At 71.3% G+C, this 25,264-nt stretch carries 25 protein-coding genes and 3 pseudogenes; 15 read left to right on the top strand and 13 right to left on the bottom strand.

Annotated elements, in window-relative coordinates:
- Positions 1–141 precede the first annotated feature (141 nt).
- Together J116_RS00250 and J116_RS00245 are read left to right on the top strand one after the other, a co-directional pair.
- The gene (locus J116_RS00250) at positions 142–663 is read left to right on the top strand and encodes a VOC family protein (RefSeq protein ID WP_023591387.1); all 522 of its coding nucleotides are present in this window, start codon (positions 142–144) and stop codon (positions 661–663) included.
- A gap of 556 nt (positions 664–1,219) precedes the next feature.
- Complete coding sequence (locus J116_RS00245; protein WP_235617291.1) at positions 1,220–1,558, top strand: alpha-amylase; 339 nt, start codon at positions 1,220–1,222, stop codon at positions 1,556–1,558.
- A gap of 11 nt (positions 1,559–1,569) precedes the next feature.
- Here the strand turns inward: J116_RS00245 and J116_RS00240 are convergent.
- A pseudogene (locus tag J116_RS00240) lies at positions 1,570–1,800 on the bottom strand (carbohydrate binding domain-containing protein); the annotation flags it as partial.
- A 324-nt stretch (positions 1,801–2,124) separates the two neighbouring features.
- Between J116_RS00240 and gdhA the strand changes: the two are divergent.
- Entirely contained in the window at positions 2,125–3,483 is a 1,359-nt protein-coding gene (gene gdhA / locus J116_RS00235) for an NADP-specific glutamate dehydrogenase (protein ID WP_023591390.1), read from the top strand.
- 361 nt (positions 3,484–3,844) lie between these two features.
- Here gdhA and J116_RS00230 read toward each other — a convergent pair whose 3' ends face one another.
- The 5 genes from J116_RS00230 to J116_RS00210 form a co-directional block, all read right to left on the bottom strand.
- On the bottom strand, positions 3,845–4,525 hold the full coding sequence (locus J116_RS00230; RefSeq protein WP_023591391.1) for a WD40 repeat domain-containing protein: 681 nt from the start codon (positions 4,523–4,525) through the stop codon (positions 3,845–3,847).
- A gap of 423 nt (positions 4,526–4,948) precedes the next feature.
- Positions 4,949–5,209, bottom strand: a complete 261-nt coding sequence (locus J116_RS00225) for a hypothetical protein (protein WP_023591392.1) — start codon at positions 5,207–5,209, stop codon at positions 4,949–4,951.
- 10 nt (positions 5,210–5,219) lie between these two features.
- Positions 5,220–5,654, bottom strand: a complete 435-nt coding sequence (locus J116_RS00220) for a hypothetical protein (protein ID WP_139140445.1) — start codon at positions 5,652–5,654, stop codon at positions 5,220–5,222.
- Positions 5,655–6,237: 583 nt separating this feature from the next.
- Positions 6,238–6,684, bottom strand: a complete 447-nt coding sequence (locus J116_RS00215) for a hypothetical protein (protein ID WP_023591394.1) — start codon at positions 6,682–6,684, stop codon at positions 6,238–6,240.
- Between the two features lie 20 nt (positions 6,685–6,704).
- Positions 6,705–8,300 carry a purine-cytosine permease family protein gene (locus tag J116_RS00210; RefSeq protein ID WP_023591395.1) on the bottom strand — a complete coding sequence of 532 codons (1,596 nt, stop codon included), beginning with the start codon at positions 8,298–8,300 and terminating at the stop codon, positions 6,705–6,707.
- A gap of 71 nt (positions 8,301–8,371) precedes the next feature.
- Here J116_RS00210 and J116_RS00205 point away from each other — a divergent pair, with 71 nt between their 5' ends.
- Both J116_RS00205 and J116_RS00200 read left to right on the top strand, forming a co-directional pair.
- Complete coding sequence (locus tag J116_RS00205) at positions 8,372–9,025, top strand: TetR/AcrR family transcriptional regulator (protein WP_023591396.1); 654 nt, start codon at positions 8,372–8,374, stop codon at positions 9,023–9,025.
- A 487-nt stretch (positions 9,026–9,512) separates the two neighbouring features.
- On the top strand, positions 9,513–11,144 hold the full coding sequence (locus J116_RS00200) for an amidohydrolase (protein WP_023591397.1): 1,632 nt from the start codon (positions 9,513–9,515) through the stop codon (positions 11,142–11,144).
- A 318-nt stretch (positions 11,145–11,462) separates the two neighbouring features.
- Here the strand turns inward: J116_RS00200 and J116_RS31435 are convergent.
- The 3 genes and pseudogenes from J116_RS31435 to J116_RS00190 all read right to left on the bottom strand — a co-directional run.
- A pseudogene (locus J116_RS31435) lies at positions 11,463–11,630 on the bottom strand (DUF6302 family protein); the annotation flags it as partial.
- Positions 11,623–11,841 (bottom strand): hypothetical protein, encoded by a 219-nt coding sequence (locus tag J116_RS00195; RefSeq protein WP_023591398.1) that lies wholly within the window; start codon positions 11,839–11,841, stop codon positions 11,623–11,625. The pseudogene J116_RS31435 and the gene J116_RS00195, both read right to left, overlap by 8 nt.
- Positions 11,842–12,161: 320 nt before the next feature.
- Positions 12,162–12,518 carry a hypothetical protein gene (locus J116_RS00190; RefSeq protein WP_023591399.1) on the bottom strand — a complete coding sequence of 119 codons (357 nt, stop codon included), beginning with the start codon at positions 12,516–12,518 and terminating at the stop codon, positions 12,162–12,164.
- Positions 12,519–12,958: 440 nt separating this feature from the next.
- Between J116_RS00190 and J116_RS00185 the strand changes: the two genes are divergently transcribed.
- The gene (locus tag J116_RS00185; protein WP_028964856.1) at positions 12,959–13,708 is read left to right on the top strand and encodes a hypothetical protein; all 750 of its coding nucleotides are present in this window, start codon (positions 12,959–12,961) and stop codon (positions 13,706–13,708) included.
- A gap of 14 nt (positions 13,709–13,722) precedes the next feature.
- Here the strand turns inward: J116_RS00185 and J116_RS00180 are convergent, their stop codons facing one another.
- Both J116_RS00180 and J116_RS00175 read right to left on the bottom strand, forming a co-directional pair.
- On the bottom strand, positions 13,723–14,133 hold the full coding sequence (locus J116_RS00180; RefSeq protein WP_023591401.1) for a RidA family protein: 411 nt from the start codon (positions 14,131–14,133) through the stop codon (positions 13,723–13,725).
- A gap of 330 nt (positions 14,134–14,463) precedes the next feature.
- Positions 14,464–15,030: a hypothetical protein gene (locus tag J116_RS00175; protein ID WP_028964857.1), complete on the bottom strand. Its 567-nt coding sequence runs from the start codon at positions 15,028–15,030 to the stop codon at positions 14,464–14,466.
- Positions 15,031–15,836: 806 nt separating this feature from the next.
- Here J116_RS00175 and J116_RS00165 point away from each other — a divergent pair.
- Positions 15,837–17,444, top strand: a complete 1,608-nt coding sequence (locus J116_RS00165) for an alpha/beta hydrolase (protein ID WP_023591403.1) — start codon at positions 15,837–15,839, stop codon at positions 17,442–17,444.
- Positions 17,445–17,834: 390 nt separating this feature from the next.
- On the opposite strand, the gene J116_RS00160 is transcribed toward J116_RS00165, so the two are convergent.
- The gene (locus tag J116_RS00160) at positions 17,835–18,431 is read right to left on the bottom strand and encodes an NAD(P)H-dependent oxidoreductase (RefSeq protein ID WP_023591404.1); all 597 of its coding nucleotides are present in this window, start codon (positions 18,429–18,431) and stop codon (positions 17,835–17,837) included.
- A gap of 729 nt (positions 18,432–19,160) precedes the next feature.
- On the opposite strand from J116_RS00160, the gene J116_RS00155 reads away from it, so the two are divergent.
- The 5 genes from J116_RS00155 (at position 19,161) to J116_RS31160 (ending at position 23,030) form a co-directional block, all read left to right on the top strand.
- On the top strand, positions 19,161–19,919 hold the full coding sequence (locus J116_RS00155; protein ID WP_235617290.1) for a CPBP family intramembrane glutamic endopeptidase: 759 nt from the start codon (positions 19,161–19,163) through the stop codon (positions 19,917–19,919).
- A 28-nt stretch (positions 19,920–19,947) separates the two neighbouring features.
- Complete coding sequence (locus J116_RS00150) at positions 19,948–21,147, top strand: sensor histidine kinase (RefSeq protein ID WP_028964860.1); 1,200 nt, start codon at positions 19,948–19,950, stop codon at positions 21,145–21,147.
- 4 nt (positions 21,148–21,151) lie between these two features.
- Entirely contained in the window at positions 21,152–21,838 is a 687-nt protein-coding gene (locus J116_RS00145; RefSeq protein WP_023591407.1) for a response regulator, read from the top strand.
- A 470-nt stretch (positions 21,839–22,308) separates the two neighbouring features.
- On the top strand, positions 22,309–22,773 hold the full coding sequence (locus J116_RS29810; RefSeq protein WP_161492101.1) for a peptidase inhibitor family I36 protein: 465 nt from the start codon (positions 22,309–22,311) through the stop codon (positions 22,771–22,773).
- Between the two features lie 128 nt (positions 22,774–22,901).
- On the top strand, positions 22,902–23,030 hold the full coding sequence (locus tag J116_RS31160; protein WP_023591409.1) for a hypothetical protein: 129 nt from the start codon (positions 22,902–22,904) through the stop codon (positions 23,028–23,030).
- A gap of 221 nt (positions 23,031–23,251) precedes the next feature.
- On the opposite strand, the gene J116_RS00135 is transcribed toward J116_RS31160, so the two are convergent.
- Entirely contained in the window at positions 23,252–23,530 is a 279-nt protein-coding gene (locus J116_RS00135; RefSeq protein ID WP_023591410.1) for a GlsB/YeaQ/YmgE family stress response membrane protein, read from the bottom strand.
- 90 nt (positions 23,531–23,620) lie between these two features.
- On the opposite strand from J116_RS00135, the pseudogene tpg reads away from it, so the two are divergent.
- From tpg to J116_RS00125, 3 genes and pseudogenes are all read left to right on the top strand, one after another.
- Positions 23,621–23,860: pseudogene (gene tpg / locus J116_RS30545) on the top strand (telomere-protecting terminal protein Tpg); the annotation flags it as partial.
- A 280-nt stretch (positions 23,861–24,140) separates the two neighbouring features.
- Complete coding sequence (locus J116_RS00130) at positions 24,141–24,608, top strand: MarR family winged helix-turn-helix transcriptional regulator (RefSeq protein ID WP_028964861.1); 468 nt, start codon at positions 24,141–24,143, stop codon at positions 24,606–24,608.
- Between the two features lie 101 nt (positions 24,609–24,709).
- Positions 24,710–25,006, top strand: coding sequence for an Atu4866 domain-containing protein (locus tag J116_RS00125; RefSeq protein ID WP_023591412.1), 297 nt, complete (start codon positions 24,710–24,712; stop codon positions 25,004–25,006).
- The last annotated feature ends 258 nt before the right edge of the window (positions 25,007–25,264 follow it).

Raw genomic sequence — 25,264 nt, 5'->3', positions numbered from 1 at the left:
GCAGGACTGATCAGCGTTCCCGGCCGTAGTCACATCGCGGAAGCAGTCGGCTCCCCGCGGATCATCCATCGAGGACTCAACCTGTCCTGGACGCCTCCTAGTGTCATCACATCACGAAGAGCCACAGGAGGGACGAGGCCGATGAGTCACACGGCACCCGAGGGCTACACCAGCGTCGCGCCGTGGGTGGTCACCGATGACACCGGCGCACTGCTCGACTTCATCACCGCCGCGTTCGACGGCGAAGAGATCGCACGGGTGCCGGTCGAGGACGGCACCATCGGCCACGGCGAGATCCGAGTCGGCGACACGGTCGTCCTGGCCTTCGACCGACGGCCCGACTGGCCGGCGATGCCGTCCTTGTTGCGGGCCTACGTCCCGGACGCCGATGCCGCCATGGCCGCTGCTGTCGCGCACGGGGCGCAGGTGATCACTGAGGCCGCCGACAGTGCGTGGGGAGACCGCGGCGGCAGAGTGCAGGACCCGTTCGGCAACATCTGGTGGGTGGTGAGCCGCGTGGAGAACGTCGAACCGGACGTTGCCTGGCAGCGGATGTCCGAGCCGAAGTACGCCGAGGCGATGCGCACGGCTCAGGAGACCCTGGACGCCAGGCTCAGCGACCGGGAGACCGGGGTGTCCAGCCCTCCGCGCCTTACCTATTGAGATCGACTTCGGATCCCCGTGCGGGCCGAGGGAGTTGAGGGCTCACAGCGGTGCGGTGATGTGGCGAAGCTCCTGGCCGACGGGTTCACGACCAAGACCACCCGTCCGCCAGGAGATTTCGCGTGCTTGCCCACCCGTCCCGTCCGGTACCGATCTGACCAGCCGCGCCCTGCGCACCTCTCCGGTCGTCTCACAGGCAACCGCCTTCCGGGCGGGTCAGGCCGGGTCGGCGGGACGAAGGGAGTCAGGCCGCTTTCGTGTGCGCGCACGCACTCGGTCTGCGTGACGGCGTGCCCTCAGCCTGGCGCCGACCAGTCAATCCAGGCCACTGTGAACCGCGTGGCGCGGCAGGCTCCGTCGATGGTCCGAACAGTTCGACGGCGTTGACGGCATGTACGCCGTGAGTTTGTCCCGGTTGCTTTGAGTGTCAGGCGTGCATCGCCTTTCAACGCTTGGAACAGCAGCTGGCCTGCGGGTTAATAGGGCAATCCGGCGAGTGACTGAAAAGTCTTGCAGAAAGTTGCGCAAGCTCTTGTGGGTCTCAAAGATGCGGAGCATGAGCAACCTCATGAAGCGCGGATCGCATCCGGCCACCCTCGCCGCCGTGACCGCGGCGGGCCTCCTCGTGGCCCTGGCCGCCGCCCCGTCCGCTTCGGCGGCCACCGAATCCGCGGCTCCGGAGTGCGTGCAGTACTCGCAGAGCTGGCGCTACACCGACGTGTTCAACGGCTGTGGCGAAACCGTCGCCGTCACGGTCGAGTACACGAACGGTCAGTGGGCTCCCTGCCGCGTCATCCAGCCCGGGCAGTCGGCGACCTTCGCCGGTTACGGAACGGACGGCAACTACGTCACGGGGCTGCGGACCTGCGATCCCGCCGCGACGAGCGGCGCCTGATCCTCGTCATCCGTGCCCAGCGCGTAGTTCGCGGCGTTGTTGTCCCAGGTGCCGGAGCCATTGTTGAAGGCGGCCTTGAGGCCGGTGGCGGAGCCCAAAGGGACGGTCCTCTTCACCCACCTGGCGCAGGCGGCCTCCATCGCGACGCCCGGAGCCGTGGTCCATGCGCCGCCGACCGGTGCGTAGTGGAGGCGGTACGAGGCCCAGTTCTTCTCGGTGCTGTAGTAGACGGTGGCCACGTTGTCCGCGGGCCTGTCGCTGCTGACCGCCCCGTTGCCGTTGTCCCACCAGTTCGTGACGCCGGTGCCCTCGGCCGCGTGCCACGGCTTACACGTCGACGAAGGGCCCCGCCCACCCCTCCCCGGGTCTCAGATTCCGGACAGTGGCGCACCCACGCTGGCCTCGGGCTTTACACAGGGGTAACACTGAGGGGTCGGCCGTCGGGCGGGTCGTCGGCGCGACGTGCCGACGAGCGTCCTCAGGACGGCCCGTCCCGCGCGCGGCAACGGCGCCGAGCGCCCACCACCGGTCTCGTACCGGTAACAGCCGTGTCAGAAAGGGCTCACGTGACGACCCGAGACGACAACAAGACCCGGCTCGACGCCCTGCGCGTCGAGATCGAGCGGCGCAACCCCGCCCAGCCGGAGTTCCACCAGGCCGTGCACGAGGTGCTGGAGACACTGGCAGCTGTGCTCACCGCGCGGCCGGAGTACGCCGAGCCCGGCCTCATCGAGCGGCTGTGCGAGCCGGAGCGCCAGGTCATCTTCCGTGTGCCCTGGCAGGACGACCAGGGCCGCGTACACGTCAACCGCGGCTTCCGGGTGGAGTTCAACAGCGCGCTCGGTCCGTACAAGGGGGGCCTGCGCTTCCACCCGTCCGTCAACCTCGGAGTCATCAAGTTCCTCGGCTTCGAGCAGGTGTTCAAGAACGCGCTGACCGGCCTCGGCATCGGCGGCGGCAAGGGCGGCAGCGACTTCGACCCGCACGGCCGCAGCGACACGGAGATCATGCGGTTCTGCCAGTCCTTCATGACGGAGCTGTACCGCCACATCGGCGAGCACACCGACGTGCCGGCCGGTGACATCGGAGTCGGCGGGCGCGAGATCGGCTACCTGTTCGGACAGTACCGGCGCATCACCAACCGCTGGGAGGCCGGCGTCCTCACAGGCAAGGGGACCGGCTGGGGCGGCTCGGCGATCCGACCCGAGGCCACCGGGTACGGGAGCGTGCTGTTCGCGGCGGCGATGCTGCGGGAGCGCGGCGAGGACCTGCAAGGGCAGACGGCCGTCGTCTCCGGCTCCGGCAACGTCGCCATCTATACCGTCGAGAAGCTCCTCGCCCTCGGCGCCAACCCGCTGACCTGCTCCGACTCCACCGGGTACGTCATCGACGACAAGGGCATCGACGTCGAACTGCTCAAGCAGGTCAAGGAGGTGGAACGCGGGCGGGTCAGTGACTACGCCGAGCGGCGCGGCGCCTCGGCGCGGTTCGTACCCGGCGGACGGGTCTGGGAGGTCCCGGCGGACATCGCGCTGCCCTCCGCCACCCAGAACGAGCTGGACGAGAACGACGCGGCCACGCTCGTACGCAACGGCGTGAAGGCGGTCGCCGAAGGCGCCAACATGCCGACCACGCCAGAGGCGGTACACCTGTTCCAGCGCGCCGGGGTCGCCTTCGGTCCCGGCAAGGCCGCCAATGCGGGTGGGGTCGCGGTCAGCGCCCTGGAGATGGCGCAGAACCACGCGCGTACGGCATGGACACCGAACCGTGTGGAAGAGGAACTGGCCCGCATCATGAACGACATCCACACCACCTGCCACGAGACCGCCGCGCGCTACGGCGCCCCGGGCGACTACGTCACCGGTGCCAACATCGCCGGTTTCGAACGGGTCGCGGACGCCATGCTCGCCCAAGGCCTCATCTGACACGCACGCCCCCCGACACCGCGCCACCGTGGTGTCGCCTTGGCCCTTCGGCCCTTCGGCCGCTCGGCAGGAAAGGGAGCCCCGCCCCGGGAGCACCCGGGACGGGGCGGGGGCAGTCGGCGCGCGTGCCGCACCGCAAGCGGCAGCGTCGCGGACCGTGCGCCCGGCATGCCAGGCCGGACTGCGTCAGCAGCGCCGGCCCGAGCGCCGCATCAGCCGTGAGACGCGCATGTCCGTTCTGCGTCCTGCAGCCGGGACCCGTGGACGCCGTGGCCCCCGGCCCGGCCCTGCGCGACATCGGCGACGGACCTGCCCCCGTCGTGTCCCCACCGGACGACAGCCGCCGGGTGTGTGCAGCCACTCAGGCGCATCCCCTCAGCCGCAGACCTTCCGGTACGGCGCGTCCGGCACGTTCTGTTCCCACTCCGCCCGGGTCAGGCTCTTCGCCCGGTGCACCCTCGACACCGGGAAGGACACCGCCCAGCGACTGCTGGGAGCGCACGTCCCAGATCTGGACCCGTTCGCCCCCCACCACGCCGACGAGCCGGTGACCGTCCGCGGAGAACCTCAGCCGCGAGACCCCGGCGTCACTGGTCCCCGCCGGTCCGGGCAGCCGCCCCACCCGCCGGGTCCCCTCCGCGTTCCACAGCGCGACGCCGTTCGGTTCGGCGGCCGCGAGCGTCTTCCCGTCGGGGCTGAACGCCACGGCACCGAGTTCCACCGTGCCGAGCGCGCCGGGCGCCATCGTGCCGTCCGACAGGTTCGCCCGGTCCCCGGAGGTGGTGGCGAGAACCAGATCGTCCCCGGAGCCGCCCAGCGCTATCCCGTAGCCGCCTACGCCGTCCAGCGTCCGGGTCTTCCTGCCCGTCCCCACGTCCACGACGTCGACGGACCGTCCCTCCTGGTCGACGCGGACCAACCGGCTCACCGCGAGCGTGCGCCCGTCGGCACTGAAGGCCAGGGCGACGGCCCTGCCCCGCTCCGGGTCGCCCAGCGCGACGGAGTGGCGGACCTTTCCGGTGCGCACGCCCTGCACCACCACGTCGAACGCCTCGCCCTCGGCGGGCTCCCGTCGGGGTAGGCCACCAGGGCCCCCTCCGCGCTGAACGCGGCCGGAAGATCGCTCTCTCCGAGACGGGGCCCAGCCAGCCCTCGGCGGTGACGGCCACGTCAGACCTCATGTCCGGTGAGGCGCCGTTCGGGTGCGTCGCCTCCGGAACGGGCCAGGACCGCACTCGGGAGGTCCCCTCCGTGGTGTGCACCGTTCGCAGGCTCGCGGCCCCGGGGCCGTAGCTGCCGATCACCTCCTGCTCCGCCCGCCGCGCAAGACGTGTCACGTCCGAGTCCAGGATGTGCACCGAAGCGCCGTCCACGTGGACCAGTTCGCGCGCCGTGGAGTCGATCGCCAGTGTCCGCCCGCCGTCCTCAGGGTACGACTCCTCGCCCCATGCACTCGTCTCGTGTGTCAGCGGGGGCCGTTCGACGTCCTCGGCGGGGGAGAGGACCACGGCACCGTCGTCGACCCTGGGACCAGCCGCCCGTCCGGGCTGGTGGCGGCGGTCACCTCCTCGGCGTCGCCGTTCAGGCCGCCGCCCGAGACCAGCTTCCAACGGGTGTCCCACAGGTACAGACGCCCGCCCGCACTGGTCAGCAACCGGGAACCGTCGGCGCTGGACCACACCGCGGACGTCTCGTCGCACCGCGACACGGGGTCCGCGTCCCGCATCCTCGTCGGCTCACCGCTGCCGACGTCGCACAGGTAGAGGGTGACCGCCCGAGGGACAGGACGCCGGATACCTTCCGTCGTCGGAGAGGACCGGGCCGGTGGCGGACAGCCGCAGCAGGGTGCGGCCCGTCCGCGTGTCGACGACGTTGCTGCCCGTGCCCTCCGTGACCGTGAGCGCCCGCCCGCCGCCCGACGCCGGCGCCACGACGGTACCCGCCGTTTCCGGTACCCTCCCGACGGGCTCGTCCGTGCCGAGGTCCCGCACGACGTCCTTGGACACGGCGAACCTGCCGTCCGGCGCCACGGTGCCGAACGCCTTCCCGCCGCCGCCCAGGACGGCCGGCTTCCCGGCACGGATGGCGTAGTGGCGCGTCCGCGGAGTCGCCGTTCCGTCGTACACCTCCGTCGTCAGGTAACGGCGGCCCGCGGACAGCGAACGTGACATCCGGGTCTCGTTGCCGTCCGGGGGACTCGTCGGGTCGTGCAAGACAGCCGTCTCCCGTTGCGGCGCCGACCGGTACAGCGCTGAACGGGCCTCCACCGCCGGTGACACCCGCCACGCGGCCAGACTCAGCAGGGCGGCCATCTCCGGGTCGGACGCCCGCATGCCCTCGGCCGGCCCCGGGCTCTCGTCCCGGACACCAGCCGCGAAGTAGCGGTCGAGCTCGCCGTCAGTCGATGGCCTGGTAGAGCGTTGGTCCAGAAGTCGTTCATGACACGCGGCGAATCCGGGGTGGACAGTCCGACCTGGGTGAGCAGGGCTCGGGTCTTCGCAAGTGGTGGTGCCGCTGCCGCCGAACCGGCCGATGGGCGCGTAGTCGCCGCGATGTGTGCGCACCGCCACCCCGAATTCCCTAACCGCCGTTGGACCCCTGGCCGGACGAAAGGTGGGCGACGTCGCTGAACATGGCCTCCAAGGGCGGCTAGTTGCCCGGGTGAAAGACGGCCGGTGGTCATCCTCGTCCATTAGGGCGAACCCGCCGGTCTGCGGGTCGGGCCCGTACGGGAGGGCTGGACGGCCGCCTGGTTCAGCCCACCCGTCGCCTCATTCCTCGCGCGCCCAGCGGCTCGACGACCACGGTGACCGACCGGGCGCGCAGGCGACCAGCGAGATGCTCCATCTCCACCAGGGTCCCGGTGAGTCCCGGACCCGCCAGCTCGTCGGCCAGCGCGCGCGCCGTTTCCGGGGGCAGGGCCGGAAAGGCCTCGCGCAGGGCCCTCATCACCACAGCCGTGCGGGGCGGTTCACCCTGCGGGCGGAGCCGTACCGGCCCGTGGCTGCGCAGCAGGGCCTGCCGGACGTACTCGGGCACACGGCCGCAGCCCTGCTCGCACCCGCCGTGCGGGCAGTCCTCGCAGCCGGTCTCGATGCTCCACCGCGCGACGCCGCGTTCCATGAACTGGCCGATGTCCCGCGTCAGTACGCCCCCGCAGTGCGGGCAGCGCTCGGTGACCCGTACGCCCTGGGTGATCACGGACCTGCCCCCTCGCTCCGTCACGAGACCGGTGAACGGGCGGCGCGTACCGCGCGATCGGCCCGCATCAGTATCGCGTAGAGGACGGCGGAGACGGCCATGCCGGCCGGGAGCGACAGGTCCACGCCGCCCAGGGTCGCCGCGACGGGCCCCGGGTAGAGGGTGTTGACGCACAGGGACGCCGCCACCACGCCCGATGTGAGGGCGAGGGCACCGGCGCGGTTGACGCCGCGGCTGTACCAGAAGGGGCTGCGCGGGGACTCGTCCGCGAGCGCGGCGCCGTCGTAGCGGCACCGGCGCAGCACGATGTCGGTGGCGTACACGGCCATGAGAGGGCCGATCAGTACGACGATCACCTGCAGGGCGTTGCTGACCGTGTCGAGGAAGTCGGAGACGAGCAGCCCGTACAGCGTCAGCGCGACCGCGACGGCGCCGTCGAGGAGGACGCTGACGGAGCGCCGGACCCGCAGTCCGACGGCCTGGAGGGCGAGCCCCGCGCTGTAGGCGGTCAGGGCGTTGATGGAGACCGTCCCCAGGACCAGCGCCAACAGGAACACCGGTGTGAACCAGCTCGGCAGGATCTGCTGCAGCGCGCTCTGCGGGTCCGTCATGTCCACCGTGGTCGCGGCGAGCACGCCCAGGGACGACACGGCGACGCTCGGCACGAAGGCGCCCAGCGCCGTCCACAGGGTGATCGAAACCCGGGAGGCGGTGCGGGGCAGGTAGCGGGAGAAGTCGGCGCTGGTCGTGTAGGACAGCGGGCCCGACGCGGTGAGCGCGGTGCCGGCGATGAGGACCGCCCACAGGTCGGGGCCGGTCAGCGGCTCGGCGGGCTGGTAGGAGAAGTCGGCGCGCCGCACCACGGCGACGGCGACCACGGCGAACGCGGCGGCGAGCGCCAGGGTGATCGGAAGGTACAACTTCATGATCGTCGCGTGGCCGTAGACGCTGATGGCCAGGGTCAGCGCCGCGATGACCACGATGACCGCGACCTTGACACCGGTACCGGCGGTGACGCCCGCCATCTCGACCAGCGCGAACGCGGCGCTCGCCGCGGCGGCCAGGTTGAGGGCGAAGTAGCAGACGGAGACGAGCCAGCCGCCGATGGCGTTGTTGACCCGGTTGCCGATCACCCCGTACATCGCCCGGGTGATCACCTCGCTCGGTGCGCCGGCCGCCGGCCCGGAGGTGGCGAGGAATCCGGTGAGCAGCCAGAACAGATTGCCCACGACCAGCACGCCGAGGGCCTGCCCGACGCTCAGGCCCATGAGGACGAGCGCCCCGCCGATGACCAGGCTGAGGTAGTTGACGTTCGCCGCCGCCCAGACGGAGAAGAGGTCGCGCGGGCGGCCGCGGCGCTCCGCGTCGGGGATGGGGTCGATGCCGTGCGCCTCGATGCGGCCCGCGCGCCCGGAGGCCGACGGGCTGTGCGGAGGAGCGGCAGAGGGGGATGTCGGCCCGTCCGCCGGGGAAGGCCCGCCGACCGGTCCGGGGGGCTGGGGGCGGGTTGCCGGGCCGGGCTGGGCGGGTGGCTCGGACGGGGGTGTGGGGTCGGCCTGTGCGGGTGGCCCGGGCGGGCCGTCCAGAGGTTGCGGGTCGGGGATCGTGGACGCCATGCGGCCCTCCGGAGTGCTGGTCGAAACCCACCTGGTTGCTTATTGGTCGCACACTCAATAGCATCACCGGTATGTCGTCAAGCGTTCAGCGGAAACGAGTACGCAAGTCACCCGAAGCCCGTCGGGCGGAGATCGTCGAGGCCGCGAGCGCGGTCGCGCTCACCGAGGGGCTCGAATGCGTCACGCTGCGCCGGATCGCCGATGAACTCGCCGTCCGGCCGGGTCTGATCAGCCATTACTTCCCGTCCGCCGAGGACCTCGTCGCGGAGGCGTTCGGCAGTGCCGCCGGTGGCGAACTCGACCGCCTGATCCCCGCCCCGCCCCGCCCCCTGCCGCCCACCCGGCAGCTCGCGCGGTTCTTCGCGCACACGTCGGGAGAGGCGTACGACGACATCAGCCGCCTCTGGATCAACGCCCGCCACCTCAGCCGCTACCGGCCCGTCCTGCGCGAGCGGGTCCTCGTCCAGGAGGCCGCCTGGCGCGGGCGGCTGGAAGAGCTGATCCGCGAGGGCGTCGAGCGGGGCGAGTTCCGTACGGACGACCCGTACGCGGTGACCATCCAGATCCTGGTCGTGCTCGACGGACTGGGAGCCCACGCCAACACCGGCACCGTCACCCGCCCGGAGGCCGTGGCCTGCCTGGCGCACACCACGGCGGAGCGTGAACTGGGCCTCCCGTACGGCACCTTGTCCTCCAAGGACGACGACTCCCGGGCGGCAACCTGACGTTCCACGTGCCGGGGCTCGCGCGTCGGCGCCCGAGGTGCCCGGTCTCCTGACCCGCCCGGACCGGAGAACGGCCTGCCGGACCGGGACGCGTACTCCACTCGCCCGGCCGGGACCTGGCCCGGGCGTCCGGAACCGGGCCTGCCGGACCGGGATACGCCCCGTACGGCGAACTCCGCCCGCTGGTCCGCGACACGTCCCGCTCGCCCGTGACTCCGCCCACCCGACCGGGTCGTGGCCGACGCGTCCGCACTCCGCTTGCCGGTCGGCGGAGTTGGCCCGCTCATCCTTAACTGCCCCTGCGCGGGGGCTTGGCCCCCTCCGGGGCTCCGGCCGCCGGCCCGCGACATGGCCCGCCCGTGCCGGAACCCGCCCTGACCAGCCGGGGTCCTCGACCTCCCGGCCGGACGCCCTGACCAGCCGGGGTCTCGACCTCCCGGCCGGCACAAGCGACCCCACCCCACCCCACCCGCAAGGAGCCGCCGCCGTGCGCACCCGTCTCGTACTGCTCTCCGCCCGCCTGCTCGACCCGGTCACCGGCGCGTTCCTGCCCGAGACGGCCCTCGCCGTGACCGGGGGGCTCATCTCGGCCCTCGGCGACGACCGCGCCGTGCGGGCCATCGCCGACCCCGCCACCACCGTCATCGACCTGAAGGGCGCCGTCGTCACCCCCGGCCTGGTGGACGGCCACCTGCACCCCGTGACCGGCGCCGAACTCACCCACGGACTCGACCTGTCCGCCTGCGGCGACCTCGACCAGGTACGCGAGGCCCTGGCCCGCGCGGTACGGGACCTGGCCCCCGGCACGTGGCTGCACGGCTGGGGCCTGGACCCGAACGTCTTCGGCGGGCACCCCGTCGGAACCGCCCCCTTCGACGCCGTACTCGACGGGGTGCCGGCCCTCATCCTGCTGTTCGACGCCCACTCCGCGCTGGCCAGCCGCCGGGCGCTGCAGATCGCCGGTGTCGATGGCCCGCGTACGTTCGACCAGGCGTCCGCCGAGGTCGTGTGCGACGCCTCGGCCCGGCCGACCGGGCTGCTCCTGGAGGACGCCGCCTGCGAACTCGTCGAACGGGTCGCCCCGCAGCCCACCCGCGCCGAGCGCCGCGCCCGCCTGGCCGAGGCCCTGCGCGGCATGGCCGCCTCGGGGCTCACCGGGGGCCACGTCATGGACGCCAACGGCGACAGCCTCGCCCTGTACGCCGAGCTGGACGCCGCCGACGAGCTTCCCGTACGGCTCCGCGTCGCGCCCTGGTGCCAGCCCGGCACCGGAGCCGACGGAATCCGTGCGCTGATCGCCCAGCAAGGCACGGGCGGCGCGCTGTGGCGGACGGCGGGCGTCAAGCTGTTCATGGACGGCACCATCGACAACGGCACCGCGTGGCTGGAGCGCCCCGACTGCCACGGCGAGTCCACTGCCGCCTTCTGGCCCGACCCCGACGAGTACACCCGCGTCATCGGCGAACTGCACCGCGCCGGGGTGCCCACCGCCACCCACGCGATCGGCGACGCCGCGGTGCGGCACGTCCTCGACTCCGTCGAGAAGGCCCAGGCGGCCGGGGCCCCCGGCGCCGGGGTACGGCACCGGGTGGAGCACATCGAGACCGTGCCCGACGACACGCTGCGCCGCTTCGCCGAGCTCGGCGTGGCCGCGTCGATGCAGCCCACCCACTGCTGCGACTTCACGCGGGCCGACCACACCGACAACTGGTCGCGCCGTCTCGGTGAGGAGCGCGCCTCCCGAGCCTGGCGCTGCCGCGACCTGTGGGACTCCGGCGCGAACGTCGTCCTCGGCTCCGACTGGCCCATCGCCCCCTACCCGCCGCTCGGCGTGATGGCCGGCGCCCGCCACCGCCGCCCCAGCCGGAACCTGGCCCTTCCCCCGCACGGGCCCGAGCAGGCGCTGACCGCGCTGGAGGCGCTGCAGGGCATGACCGTCAACACGGCGTGGGCGGCGGGCGAGGAGCACGAGGCCGGGCGGCTCGCCGTCGGCCACCGCGCCGACCTGACCGTCTTCGCCGAGAACCCCCTCACCACGGCCGCCACGGACCTGGCGGAGCTGCCTGTACTCCTCACGGTCCTCGACGGCCGCCCCACGCACCGCGCCCCGGCCCTGTAGCCGCAGGCGGTGCCCCGGAGACGGATACGCGTCGCCCTCCCGCGACGTGCGCGGAAGGCTTGCGGGGCGGGCGTGTGGCCAGGCGGGGTGGTGGGCGGATACCGGTGCCCGGTGACGGGCCGGTGTCCGTGTCCATGACGCTGCTGTGCGGGGTGGAGGGGGTCGGGTGTGGCCGTGGCGGAGCGGGGGAGCGGGACGGGACGCCGTGCCGGGTGGCGGGACGTGGCGCTGGCGGTGGGCCTGGTCGGGGCCGCCGTGGACGGGCTCGGCCTGCCCGGTCACCGCCTCCGACACCGGCGGCCACCGGCCGCGGCGCCACCCGCCGACCGGCGCGGCGAGCCACACAGCTCCCTCCACGGCCACGGCGACGGCGGCCTTCAAGAGAGCCGGGTCGTCGAGCCGATCCCGGTAGTACGCGGCCTGCCGATCGTCGGCCTCGACGGACGGGAGGAGCCCGGCCAGCGCCAGGGCCGCCGTGTCAGCCACGCCCGTGCCGGGCCGGCACGTACGTCGGCCAGTCCTCGAGGGGGGCCCACGGCGCCGGTTCGATGATCCGCCGCGGGCTGCCCGCCCACAGCTGCTCACCGGCCACCGCGCACGTCAGTCCGAATCCGTCCCGCGTGGGCTGCCCGAAGTCCTCGAACTCGTCCAGGACGCGGGTCGTCTGCTCCCACAGATCGGCCGGGCGTACTGCCACACGTCCCCGTCGGAACGGACGCGGCCGACCCCGTACGGTCCTGGTGCCACAGCGTCGGCTCGGCGTCGCTCCCGGAGTGCCACATCCGTACACCCGGCAGGCGCGCGCCCGCCAGAAGCCGGGCATCGGCGGCCGGGGCGTGGTCCGGGGCGGTTCAGCCGGCACGCTTCGCCCTCGCCTTCTTCAGGCACCGGCCGCACGCCCATACCGTCGTACCGACGTAGCGCACGGAGCGCGGCGGCCCGGGGGCACCCCTGGGTAGGGCGCTCCCGCAGCAGGCCGGGAGTGCGCCCTTCTTCCCGACGGGGCGAACCTTCGTGTTACTCGGAAACCCACTCCTCGGCTCCACGGCCCGGCTCACCGCGCACCGGCGACCCGAACCGGCACGCCCAGCGGTGCCCGGCATCCACCGTCTCGTGCCGGTGTCGGCCGGGACGGCGAAGATCGGTGGCAGTCAGGGGGAAGGGGGCCCGGTCCTCAGCCCGGTGGGCGCTCACCCCTGGAGGGCCGGCTCCGGCGCTCATGCCGGAGCCGGCCAGCGCGATCACCACGCAGGCGATGCCCATGGCGCAGGCGGCGATCCAGTGCCGGGTCTGCTGCCCCAGGAACAGGACCGAGGCAGCACCGAACGCCAGGTCGGACGCGGGAAGCAGCAGCGTCTTCCAGGCGGGGAACACGGAGTTCGGCGAGGAACATGGTGGAGCCCAGGGCGGTCACGCCGCCTGCGAACAGGGCGTACGTGTAGCGCTCGCCACCTTCGGGAAGGCCGTAGCGTCCGCGGGCGTGTTCCTCGAGGCCCAAGTGAACGGTTCCGCCGGGGGCCCAGAGAACGGCGCTGAATGCCACCGCACCGAGAGTGGTGAACAGCCATTCCTTTCTCACACCGGAAGGCTACGCAGAGCGGCCCAACCGGACCAGAGCCTCATCTCCAGGACGGACGGCCCCTTGGGACCACGGTTGCGGCCTGTGCCGGAACGACCCGGACGATCCCCCGTACGCCTCCTTCCGAGCCACCGCTGACCTGCACGATGGATTCGGCAACCCGCTGGTGTGATGGGATGTCCACCAGCATCTTGGACAGCGGGGTTACACCGCAGCAGCGAACGGGGAGGGGTGCATGACGAGCGGGCATCAGACGCACGGGACGGCCTGGGACCCGCCGCCGTTGATGACGTGCGCCCTGACCCGCGAGGCGGGGCGGGCGCGCCAGTTCCTGGCCGCAGGACGGTGGCGCCCTGCCGCAGCGGACCGTGAAGCAGCAGCACGGGTTCTGGCCCGCCTCGCGGCTCCGCTGCCGTCCCGGCGGGCAGCCGCCCCACGGGTGGTGGCCACGGACCGGGACCGGCGCCTCCAGCGCATCCTGCGGACCACCGTTCACCACCTCGACGCAGGCGCTGTCAGTCCACCCGCGGCCGCCCTCCTGGCCGCCGTCGCCCGCGCCTTCCTGCCCTGGTACGGCGTACCGAACCCGCCGCCCGCCGCCGCGGCACCGAGATACGGCACTCAGGTGGCCGCAGCAGGCGGCCCGGCCACCGCGCCGACAGAGGCGGGTGAGGCGCTGCTCCCCGATCTGATCACTCTGTTCGCCGCACTCGCCTCGGCCGGCCCGGACGGGACCGTCGCGCTCACGCCTCAAGTCGAGCCCTGGCAGATCCGGTACGTCGGCCGATTCCGCCACTACGCCAGACCCGCGCCGGGAGTGTGGACGGCCCGGACCGTCCACTGCCCGGCATGCGGAGGCATGACCGGCCCGTGGACGGTGACCTGCGACCGGCCCCAGATCTCACTGGGCTGTCCGTGCGGGGTGATCACCCGCGAACACGGCCTCGCCTTCTCCGAGATCTGGCTTCTCCTGCCGGATACGTGACCGGGGAGCGTACCTCAGCGAATGAGGCCGATCGCCTCGATCTCGATCATCCAGTCAGGGCCGGCGAGCGAGGAAACCTCGACGAACGACTCCGCGAGGTGCGGCTTGTCCGGAAAGTACTCCGCGCGTAGTCCGGCGTAGACGTCCTGCCGTGTGATGTCGGTGACGAACACCGTTGCCTTGACCGTGTCGGCGAGGCTCGAGCCCGCGTTCGTCAGCACCGTGGCCAGATTCGTCAAGGCCTGACGGGCCTGGGCCTCGAAGTCTCCCACGCCGACCGTGGCCCCCTGGCCGTCGATCGGGGCCTGCCCCGATGTGAAGACCAGATTCCCTGCCCTGATACCGAGCGAGATACCGGCCGACTCGTACCAATCGGGCTCCGCGGAAACCCGCACACGTTCGACGGCCGACTGCGTCATGGACATGGTGCTGACACTCCCTCACATAGCGAACCGGGTACCGCGATCGCCACCCGACGTGTTCCACACGCCACAGCCACGGAACGTCGTGATCCATTCCCGAGGGGGACGGAGCCCGCGAGGTCGGTCTCGCTCCTGGTCCGAACACTGCCGCCGCGTCGGCTGAGAGGATCCTGGACCACTGTGCCCTGAGATGCTGGGTCTGCTCACGTCGGTCGGACGGAAGCAGGGGGGCGGGCGAGGGATCAGAAGCGGCAGGGGGTAGGTGGAGCCGCCGTTGCGCAGGTTCCCGTCGTAGACCCAGCCGCTGCCGCGGATGTACGACCAGGTGTTGCCCTAGCTGTTGGTGATGTAGCAGTTCACCGTGATCGCCGGCCCGGACGGTTCGGTGGAGACGGCGGTGCAGGCGCCGTAGGAGCCGACCCGGATTGGCGCGCTGCTGGCGGCGTAGTCCGTGCTGCTGTACGGGTTCAGGTTGCTCGGCGGTGCGCCCTGGTGCCACGGGCAGTCGGCGGCCGGGGCAGCCGCCTGGAGCTTGGCGAGGGTGGTCGCGGCGACGGTGAGCTTGCCGGTGCGGACGGAGGCCAGTTGGTGCGCCGCGGCAAGCAGGACGGCGGTACGGCTGTCGAGCGCGGTGGCGCCGGCTCCGCCGCACACGAAGAGCACGGGCGGGAAGTCACCTTCGGTGCGCGGGTAGCGGGTCAGCCACGCTTGCTTGCCGGTGCTCCTCCACACGTTGGTGCGGTACTCGTCGTAGGTGGTCAGCTTGGCGGTGTGCTTGCCGAAGGCCATCGACGCGCGGTCCACCTCCACGAACACGTGCGGCAGGTTGGTGTAGGGCGGGTGGGCCAGGACGTCGGCCACGAGGCTCTGGTGGCGGGACAGGGCATGGGCGACTTCCACTTCCCCACCCCAGCGTGCCGACGCCGTGCCCGTGAAAGGCGATGGCGCTCTGGGTAAGCCCCAGGGCGTGCCGGGCCACGAGCGAGGAGGAGACCTTCTCTCCAGTGACCAGGCGGCCGCGGCCGAGCGCAAAGTCGGGGGAGCTCCATGCCGAGTCCGGGTTGGGTCAGGAACCAGCGGGACTTGACCGAAGGACGCCCCCACCGCCCGAACTGATCAACGCGGTACGCTTCGTCGCCCGCGGCGAGTCCCTCCTGGCCCCCGCCGTCACTCGCACCCTGATCGGCCGCTTCGCCGAACGCGTACGACCCTCCGTCGCCCCCGTCCCCGCCCCCGCCTCCCCCGAGCGTGAGCACCTCAAGGTTCTCACCCCCGTGAGCACGAGGTCCTCCTCATCGGCGAGGGCCTGTCGAACGCCGAGATCGCCCACCGAACCGGTCATCAGCCACGAGACCGTGAAGACCTGCGTCTCCCGCGTTCTCACCGAACTGGATCTCCGTGACCGCGTCCAGGCGGTGGTCCTGGCCTGCCGGGCGGGGTTGGCTGGGGACGGCAACCGAGCCTGACGGCCCTGTGACGCCGTGCGGAGCGGCGAGCCGGCAGCAGCGGCTCGTTCCCGCCCACAGCCCGTCGGGTACGCCCCACGGCGGCCGCTCCGTTCTCAGGGCCGGCCCGGGATCCCCCGAGCGAGCTACCTGTTCCGTCCTCCCTGGGGTGACGCGCGCCACCAGTGGTCCCTTGTTGACTCGAACCGTCAACACAACGGCCGGGCAAGGCCGACCGGCCCAGTAGCCAAGGACAACACCATGACCGCGACACGCAGTTCCGCGCAGCACGGCCTCCTCAGGGGCCGCCGAATCGCCGCAGCTCTGCTGGTTTCCACGCTGGCAGGAACCACACTGGCCGCGTGCGGTGTCGACGCCAAGGACTCACAACCGGCCGAGGTCTCCGGCAGGAGCGTCGGCGAGACCGCGGGCGACGCCCGGATCACCTGGGGCAAGTGCCCGGCCCTGGCCGAGGGACAGACCCGTGACCACCGCCTGACCTGTGGAACGTTGGAGGTGCCGCTCGACTACCGGAACCCGGGCGGCACGAAGATCGACGTGGCGGTCTCCCGGCTGTCCACCGCTCAGCCCGGGAAGCGACATGGCGTTCTGCTGCTGAACCGTGGCGGGCCGGCCCTGGGCGGTCTCGACATGCCCGGAACCATGGCGTCCGCATTGCCGAAGTCCGTGCTGGACCGCTACGACCTGATCGGCTTCGACCCGCGCGGCGTCGCACACAGCACCCCGCAGAGCTGCGGTCTGCAGGACCCCAGCGTGTCCGGGCTCTTCCCCTATCCTGCCGCGGACGGCTCGATCACCGAGAACGTGGTCCTCGCCAAAGCCGACGCCGAGCAGTGCGCCGACACGGTGGGCAAGAACCTGCGGTACTACAACACCGCCAACACCGCCCGCGACATGGACCGCATCCGCCGGGCGCTCGGTGAGAAGAAGATCTCCTACTGGGGCCAGTCCTACGGCACCTACCTCGGCGCCGTCTACCGCTCCCTCTTCCAGCACCACACCGACCGGACGATTCTGGAAGGCAACGTCGACCCCACCAAGGTATGGGCCGACCAGGTGGCGGACACCTGGGGCAAGGGCATGGCCGACCGGTTCCCCGATGCCGCCCGCGTCGCCGCGGCGCAGGCCGGCACCCTCAAGCTGGGCACGAACGTCGCGCAGGTGACCCGCACCTACCTCACCCTCGCCGACCGGCTGGACCGCACGCCCGCAGCGATTCCCGGCACATCGGTGTCGCTGGACGGGGCGCTGCTGCGGAACATGACCTACGCCCTGCTTCTGCACAACAACCCCCTTCCCGTGCTCGCCAAGTTCTGGAGGGCCGCCGACAACCTGACCCACGGCAGCACCACAGCCGCCGACACTGCGGTCCTCAAGGAGGTGTTCGCCGACACACCGACGTCCCCGGGCGTCCCCGTGGACAACCAGGCCACCATGTTCATGGCTCTTACCTGCGGCGACGCCCAATGGCCGCACGACGTCGACGGCTACGCCGTCCGCACCACCGCCGACCGCGAGAAGTGGCCGCTCACCGCGGGCATGCCCGCCAACATCTGGGCATGCGCCTACTGGGACAAGCCGGCTGAGGCGACGGTCAAGGTCGTGAAGGGCGGCCAGCGCAACACCCTGATCCTGCAGAACAGCCGGGACAATGCCACCCCGTGGGAAAGCGGCGGCGGGCTGCACAAGTCCCTCGGCCACGGCTCCGCCTTCGTCGGCGTCGACAACGGCGGGCACCACGTCTACGGCGAAGGCTCCGCCTGCGCCGACAAGGCCACCATCGGCTTCCTGACCACCGGCCACCTGCCGGACAAGGACGTCCACTGCACCGACGTCACCCAGAAGTAACCCGCCGGAACGCGGTGCTTCCCTGTCCGGCCCCCGCGAGATCCGCCTGGACCATGTTGAACGCACCCGGGCCCATCGCCGCGACGAGATCCGCCGTCTGAAGACCGCCGCGTTCGCCCACATCGTCTGTCCGCACGTCCGCCCGGTCCTTCAAGCCGTGCGCTGGAGGCGGGACCTGGGCTCCGGCAAGGTGACCACCGAGCGGATCCACCTGTCATGGGCCTGCCACCCGGCGCGGCCACCGGCAGCGCATTCGCCGCATGGATCCGCAGCCACTGGAAGATCGAGAACCAGTTCCGCCACGTCCGCGAACGCACCTTCCGTGATGTCGGCGTTCGCGTAAAAGTGCCCGGCTCGGTACAGGCGAACGTGCACAGCACGCCGTACGTATCAGCCCAGCAGTGCAGCGGCGTGGTGACGTGCCTGGTGCAACCAAAAGGTGCGGGTTTCATCAGAAGAGTCGGTGACCGTTCGGAAGACGACCCGGCGAACGTCGGCGACTCCTACGTACGGCAGGACGCATGCCGACCAGATCTTTTGCAGCGGGTCCCCGAACTCGGCCTCTTCGCGGTCGGCGGGGGTGTCAGAGGTGTTCAGGACGAGGGCCCGGCTGACTCTGAGCAACCCTTCGGGCTCCCCCTCCGGGGTTCCCAGTTTGTAGGCAACGCCAGGCGCGAGTACACGCTGCACCCAACCTGCAAGGACCGCGGGTGGCATGCCCCACCAATTCGGGTGCACGAACACCATGGCGTCAAGTGTGGCCACCTCCGACTGATGGAGCGCCACCTGCGCATCGCGAGCGCCCGTGGCAGATCGGACCGTCTCCGTCTCGTCGGCGGACAGCCCGGGTGCGAATTCCTCAGCACAGAGGTCATGTGCGAGAACCTCGCATCCGAGGTCGCGCAGGTGTTGCACAACGGTATCGAACACGGCGTGGTTAAAGCTGCCAGGCCGTGGATGCGCAAGGTAGACCCCTACACGCGGCATTCATCCCCCAAAGCACGTCAGTAGTCGTCAGCCGTGGTGGCCTGCAACCGGCCCCCACAGCTGATCATCATGGCCGGTGAGGACTGCCCGGGGAACCCGTTAACAAGATCTGGATGAAACCACTAGCCGCCCGCGACCCGCCGTCTCTCCGCCTGTCGGCATGTCATCCGAGCACTTTCGTTCGTACCTGCCTGCGCACATTCAGGTGTACGCCGACATGAGAGGACGTCTCGAGGATCCGCCCCCGGCGGCCTGCCCCGCGTGATGGCCGGACTGCGCAACCTCGCCGTCGGCGTCCACCGCCAGGGCGGCCACACCAACATCGCCGCTGCTCTTCGCCAAACCGGCCGGAACCATCAGCGACCCCTCACCGCCCTCGGACTGACCTGACGAACCCAGAGCAAGATCACTCTTGAGAACCCCTGCTCTTACGGCGGCCAGCCCCGTTCGTCTTCGGCCGCGTCCTGTGGCGGAACGGGCGCAGGCGGGTGGTGCATCCCCCGTGGGAGCTACAGGAGCTGTCCACGCACGGGTGATTCGCGGACGTCTGCGGACTCCCAGTGTGGTCGTCAGGTCGCCGCAGGGGTGCCCACTACCGGGGAGGCCACCATGGGAACGACGTCCGCCATACGACACAGCGCAGGCTCCGGCCCGGGCAAGGACCGCGACGGGGGCGACGGCCGCTTCGGTCGGATCGCGCGGTCCCCACTCGGCTGGATGCTGGCGGGAATGGTCGGCGTCGGCCTGGTCTCGGGGCTGACGGCGACCGGACCCGGCCCCGTGCCGGTGCTGGGCGCGGTTGCCGCGGTGGCCGTGTACTGCTATGTCATGCGCCGTGTGGCACGACGCTCCGCGCCGGAGATCGCCCGGTCCGGGGCCGCCCGGGAGGTGCTGCTGGGCGGCGGGATCGGACTGGGCTTCATCCTTGTCTCCGCCCTCCTGATCACGGCGTTCGGAGGCTATTCGTTCACCTGGGCGGGCGACGGCTTCATGTCGGTCGTCTGGACTGCGGTCGTGGTGCAGATCGGCGCTGCGGTCACTGAGGAGTTGTTGTTCCGCGGTCTTGCCCTGCAGGCTCTTGAGCAGCTGTGGGGTAGCCGGGCCGCCTTGGTGATCACGTCGCTGTTCTTCGGTGTCGCCCACCTGGGCGCCCCGGGAGCGAGCGCGTTGAGCGGACTGGCGATCGCTCTGGAGGCGGGCGTCCTGCTCGGAGCCGCGTTCTTGTGGCGGCGTAACATCTGGTTCGTCGTGGGGCTGCACTTCGTCTGGAACACCACGGAGCAGCTGCTCGGCATCCCGGTCTCCGGACACGCCCCCGAGGGCCTGTTCACCGTCGACGTCCATGGCTCCGCCCTCCTGACCGGTGGCAGCTTCGGTCTGGAGGCATCGATCGTGCCCGTCCTCATGGGCGTGGCCATCGCCGTTCCGATGCTCGTCCGCGCCCACCGGAACGGTGGCATCAAGGCCCGCCGGCACACGCCCCGTTGAGACAGGCCGACTGGAGGAAACTGAAGTGGTGTCCCGTCAGTCGGCCAGGAGCATCCCGCTGCTCCGGGCGTCGCTCGACCGGTGGCAGGAGCGGGATGCTCTCCTCAAGGACGGCGTCCTCGCCCTGACACTCACCCTGTTGGCCTTCGTGCCGCCCCTGTCCCAGATCGGTGCGCAGATCGGCGATCTGCCCGAGCGGCCGGCGAACGTGCTGAGCGTCGGGCTGGGCCTGGCCCAGACCGTGCCGCTGGCGGTCCGCCGCAGGTGGCCCGCAGCCTGTCTTGCCGTCATCGCGGGCGCGTTCGCCGTGCACCAGGCGCTGGGCTTCGCGACAACGTTTGCGAGCATGGGGCTGTATCTGGCCCTGTACTCCGCCGGGGCCCACCAGGTCCGCTTCCGCCACGGCCTGATCGTCGTGGCGAACGCGGGTTACGCCGTACTGGCCGTCGTCCTGAACCGACTCGGCTCACCGAATTCGCCACCGGACTACCTCGCGTTCTCTCTGGCTCTGGCCGCGGCCTGGCTGGTGGGGAGCACGGTGCGCGCGAGGCGGACGGAAGAGGCGAAGCTTCGGCGGCTGGCCGCCGAGCGGGCGCGGATCGCCCGCGAGCTGCACGACGTGGTCACCCACCACGTGACGGCCATGGTGGTCCAAGCCGACGCGGCGCAGTTCCTGCTCACCTCCGCGCCGGAACGCGCCGGCGATGGACTGACGGCCGTGAGCGACACCGGCCGTCGGGCGCTGACGGAACTGCGGTACCTGCTCGGTGTCCTGGAGGCGACCGGCGAGGGGGCGTCCGCGGACCCGGCGGGTGTGGGCCGGGCACCCGCCCTGGGACGGGTGGGGGACCTGGTCGAGCAGGCCCGCAGGTCGGGTCAGCCGGTCGAGTTCGGCGAGGAGGGGGAGCAGAGGCCGCGGAGCGTGGACGTGGAGCTGGCCGCGTACCGGGTGGTGCAGGAGGCGCTCACCAACGCCTTGAGGTACGCGGCCGGGCAGCCGACACGGGTCCTGCTCCGGCACGACGACGAGCACATCGAGATCGTGGTGACCACCGATGGACCCGCCGCCGCACCGGCCGCGCGGAAGCCGGGTCCCGCGGACGGACGGGGGCTGGCCGGGCTGCGTACACGGGTGCGGATGCTCGATGGTGCACTGGAGGCCGGCCCCCGGCCCGGAGGCGGGTTCGAGGTCCGTGCCACGATTCCGTCCAAGCCCCTTCAGGAGTGACCTCGTGAGCGATACGCCGCCACCGACCCGTGTGCTCGTCTGCGACGACCAGGCGCTGGTGCGGACCGGCTACGTCACCATCTTCTCCGCGCAGCGCGACATGGAGGTCGTCGGGGAGGCCGAGAACGGCCGCGAGGCGGTCCAGGCCGCGCGGCGGCTGCGCCCCGACGTGGTCGTGATGGACATCCGGATGCCCCTGCTCGACGGAATCCAGGCGACGCGACAACTGGCCGGTCCCGATGCCGAAGACGCGCCGAAGGTACTGGTTGTCACCACGTTCAACGTCGACGCCTACGTCTACGACGCGTTGCGCGCCGGAGCGAGCGGGTTCCTCCTCAAGCCTCCGGCGGAGCTGGTCAACGGTATCCGGACCGTCGCCCGGGGCGAGGCCCTGCTGGCACCCGCCGTCACCCGCCACCTCATCGGCCACTTCGCCCAGCATCTGCGACCGGCCGACACCTCCCGGACGGCCAGACAGGACGTCGTGCGTGCGCTGACCCCCCGCGAGCTGGAAGTGCTCCAACTGATCGCCGAGGGGCTGTCGAACGCGGAGATCGCGGCGTCGATGTTCATCACGCCCGAGACCGTCAAGACCTACGTGTCGCGCATCCTGGCGAAACTCGGCCTGCGCGACCGCGTCCAGGCCGTCGTCCTCGCCTACCGGGTCGGACTGGTGCCTGGCACGCCGTGACCGGCATGCGCGTGTGCCCCGTGCCCAGTACAGCGCCGCCTGCCGTCGGCTTCAGACGTCATATGCATGATTCGCCGGGCATTTGCCCAGTGCCCCCGGTACGGCCTGCCGGGGTCAGGGCGCCGATGCCGGTACCACTGTGCCGTCCTCGAAGGTCAGGAAGAACGCGCCGCCCGACACCAGTACCGTGCCTCGGCTGGGCGAGTGTGTCTGCGGATGCCCCGCCCTGCAAGGGACGGGACACGTGCCGACCTCCACCTCGGCCTGCTCCGACTCGCTTGCGGCACCACCTGCCCGCGACGGCTTCGAACGTCATGCTGAAACGATCGATGAGCGGCGAGAACGCCACGGCTCCGCCCTTTCCAGCGATCGACGTCACCTCTGTGAACCGACCGGATGCCCTCGAGAAGCGACAGCTGGACGTCGCGACCATGACCGCGTTTCCACGGGCAACGAGGGAAAGAGCACTCATGAAACTGACAGTCGGAACCGTGGTAGCAGGAGCAGTCCTCGCCTCCACCGCCGTACTGGGGGCTTCGGGAACCGCATCGGCTGATGACCCCAAAGACGGGGACGTGGCCCGCTGTTCAGAAGGCAAAATCTGCCTCTTCTACGGCCACAACCTCACCGGGGACGTCCTGCTGCTCGATCCGGTGGACGTCGCCAACGTCGGTTGGGCGTGGAAAGATCGGGCCAGCTCGGTGTGGAACCGCAGCGACAGGTTCGCCTGCATCTGGACCGATGCCGACTACTACGGCCACTGGTTCACCATCCCGCCGGGCGCGAAGCAGGAACTTCTGTTCGCCTACGACAACGCGGTGACCGCCCTCGGGTTCGGCGCCTTCGCGCGCCACCACCCGCTCGCCGAATCCCGCCATCCGCCCGCGCTTCGAGGGAGGGTGGCGGGATGCCGCCGGGTGTGGCGTCCCGCGTGAGACACCGTGGGCGCTTTCAGTGGTGGTCGCCAGATGACCTTGCAGGGGAGTACAACTGACCGTCTCATCGGGACTGCGGCGGGTCTTGGCAGCTGGGCCGGGCAACGACAAGGTTCCGCAGCCGTCGGGTGATCTTGTGCCTGATCCGGTGGGAGCGCGCCACCACCCGCCTGCTGACCCGTAAGCGGACCGCCATGCCGTACGAGCGGACCCGCCTCGCCGCCGACGCGCTGAGCGTGGGCAGGCCGCCCCGGTGACGGCTCCCGCCGCCGCACGCCCCAGGTCCCGGCACCCAGCACACAACCCGTCTGGCTCCCCCACGTCGACGAGACGCAGCCCTCATGCTGCTGGTTCGCCCTGCGGCCGGTGTGAGGGATGTGTGTGATCAGTGCGTGTGTTGTGCACGCTGACGGCCCCCCGTCCCGCTTATGGGGGAGGGGGGCCGTCCAGTTTGTTGCCGGTGTGGGTCTTAAGGGGGTCATGCGTGACGGTGCGAGTGTCGGTTGCCGGCGATGAGGCGGTAGAGGAGGAGCAGGATGACGGAACCGATGATCGCGGCGATCCAGGTGGAGAGGTCGAAGAAGCCGTCGATGGAGTCGACACCGAAGATGACCTTGCCGAGCCAGCCGCCGAGCAGACCGCCGACGATGCCGATGAGCATGGTGATGATGATGCCGCCGGGGTCCTTGCCCGGCAGCAGCGTCTTGGCGATGGCGCCGGCGAGCAGGCCGATGATGATCCAGGCGATGATGCCCATGGTGTGTCTCCGTCTCTCCCTGTGAAGGTGGTGTTAGCTCCTCGTGTGCACCATCCGGGCTCGAACAAACGTCCCTCCGGCTTGTCGGCCGGCAGCGCGCGGGCGGTCGCGGCTCAGATCGGCGTCGCTGCCGATTCGGTGAACCGCTGCCGGTGCGGGGCCCGCAGGCACCTGCGGCTTGACGTGGCGGCGCGGGTCGACGTAATGGGACGGCCGCGCTGGCAGCCCCGTGTCCGCCGGTAGCGCCGCAAGCAGGCCGCCACCACGGGCGGGATCACGGTGGAGACCCGCGCCCGGTTCGGGTACACCGCGCCCATCGGCACCGCCGACGGTCGCGCGGTGGTCCGCTGCGGGGTGTTCCACCGGGCGCAGGGGCGTCTTCTCCGCCGAGTTGGTGGCGGAACTGGCGTCGTCGGTGCGGTAGGGGCTGCTGGTCGTGCCGATCGGTGCCGTCTACCGGCTGGAACAGGTCCAGGATGACCGGGAACTCCAGTAACGGCACATCGGCGCGGAGCTCGTCGCCGTGGCTCAACGGTCGCGTACGCCGTTCCGGGAGACGGCCCCCGCCTCCACTTTTAGTGACGTGTCAACAATATGGTAGCCTTCGGTCGTGACCGAACCGCCATGGCTGAACGCGGAAGAAGCCGACGTGTGGGCGAAATATCGTCGCCTGCGTCGCGACCTGCACAAGGCCCAGGAGCGGCAGCTCCTGCGTGATTCCGGACTCTCCGCAGCCGACTACGCGCTGCTCGCGCCGCTGTCCGAAGCCCCGGAGGGCCTGCTGCGGGCCAGAGATCTGGCGGCTGAGGTCGACTGGGAGCGCAGCCGCCTCTCCCACCAGGTCAGCCGCATGGAGAGGCGGGGCCTGGTGATGCGCGAAGCGTGCCTCGATGACGCACGCGGCTCCATGGTCCGTCTCACTCCTGCCGGACGCAAGGCCATCGAGGAGGCGGCTCCCCGCCACGCGCAGACCGTGCGGCGGCTCTTCTTCGGCCCGCTCGACGCCGAAGAGGTCCGCCTCCTCGGTCAGTTCCTCGATCGCATCCTCGCCGCGGTCGACGACGAAACACAGGACTGACCGTGCTCCACGCGGCTGCCGGCCCGTCGGCGAGTGGGACGGCGGGTGGAACACACCCGGCATGAGCGCGGCCCGGTGCCACCGCGGCGGTAGCGGGCACCGTGGGTGCCAGGGGCACCGAAGGCGCCCCCGCCGCCGCTCCGCACCCCTTCGTCGGCATGTGGGTGACCGCAGAGGGCCGCATCCGCCGGGAACCGCTCCCCGGCGGGCGCTACGACGAGGCACGCGGCACCTGTCGGAGTGCCTGCACTGGTGGTCGTACCGCCACCGGCGGCCACATCGACTACGTCCACCACACGGGCTTCACGGCCACCGGCGACGTCCGCGGCGGAGTCCTCTGCGGCGAGCACCTGGTCCTGTACCGGCAGCACCTGGGGCCCGCCCGCGACGGCCGCTGACCGGGCTGTCCTGGCCCGACCCCTGGTACGACGATCCCCGGTGCCGCCCCGGAGTGCCGTGGCACCCGCAGCGCGGCTCCGGTGGGGCCTTCAGTCCCGCCGGACGGCTCGCCGGGTCCGGGGTCCGGAGGCCATGTCACCGGCAGGGCGGCGCGCAAGCCCCGAAGCCTTCGTGCCGCTGCTCGGCTAACCGCCCGTCCGTGCACCCCGTCGGCCGCCACGGTCCCTTCGTGATGAACGGCCGGCAGGGGGTCCGGG

The sequence above is a fragment of the Streptomyces thermolilacinus SPC6 genome, assembly GCF_000478605.2.
Taxonomy (GTDB): Bacteria; Actinomycetota; Actinomycetes; order Streptomycetales; family Streptomycetaceae; genus Streptomyces; species Streptomyces thermolilacinus.
This window is presented reverse-complemented; position numbering and strand designations above follow the sequence as displayed.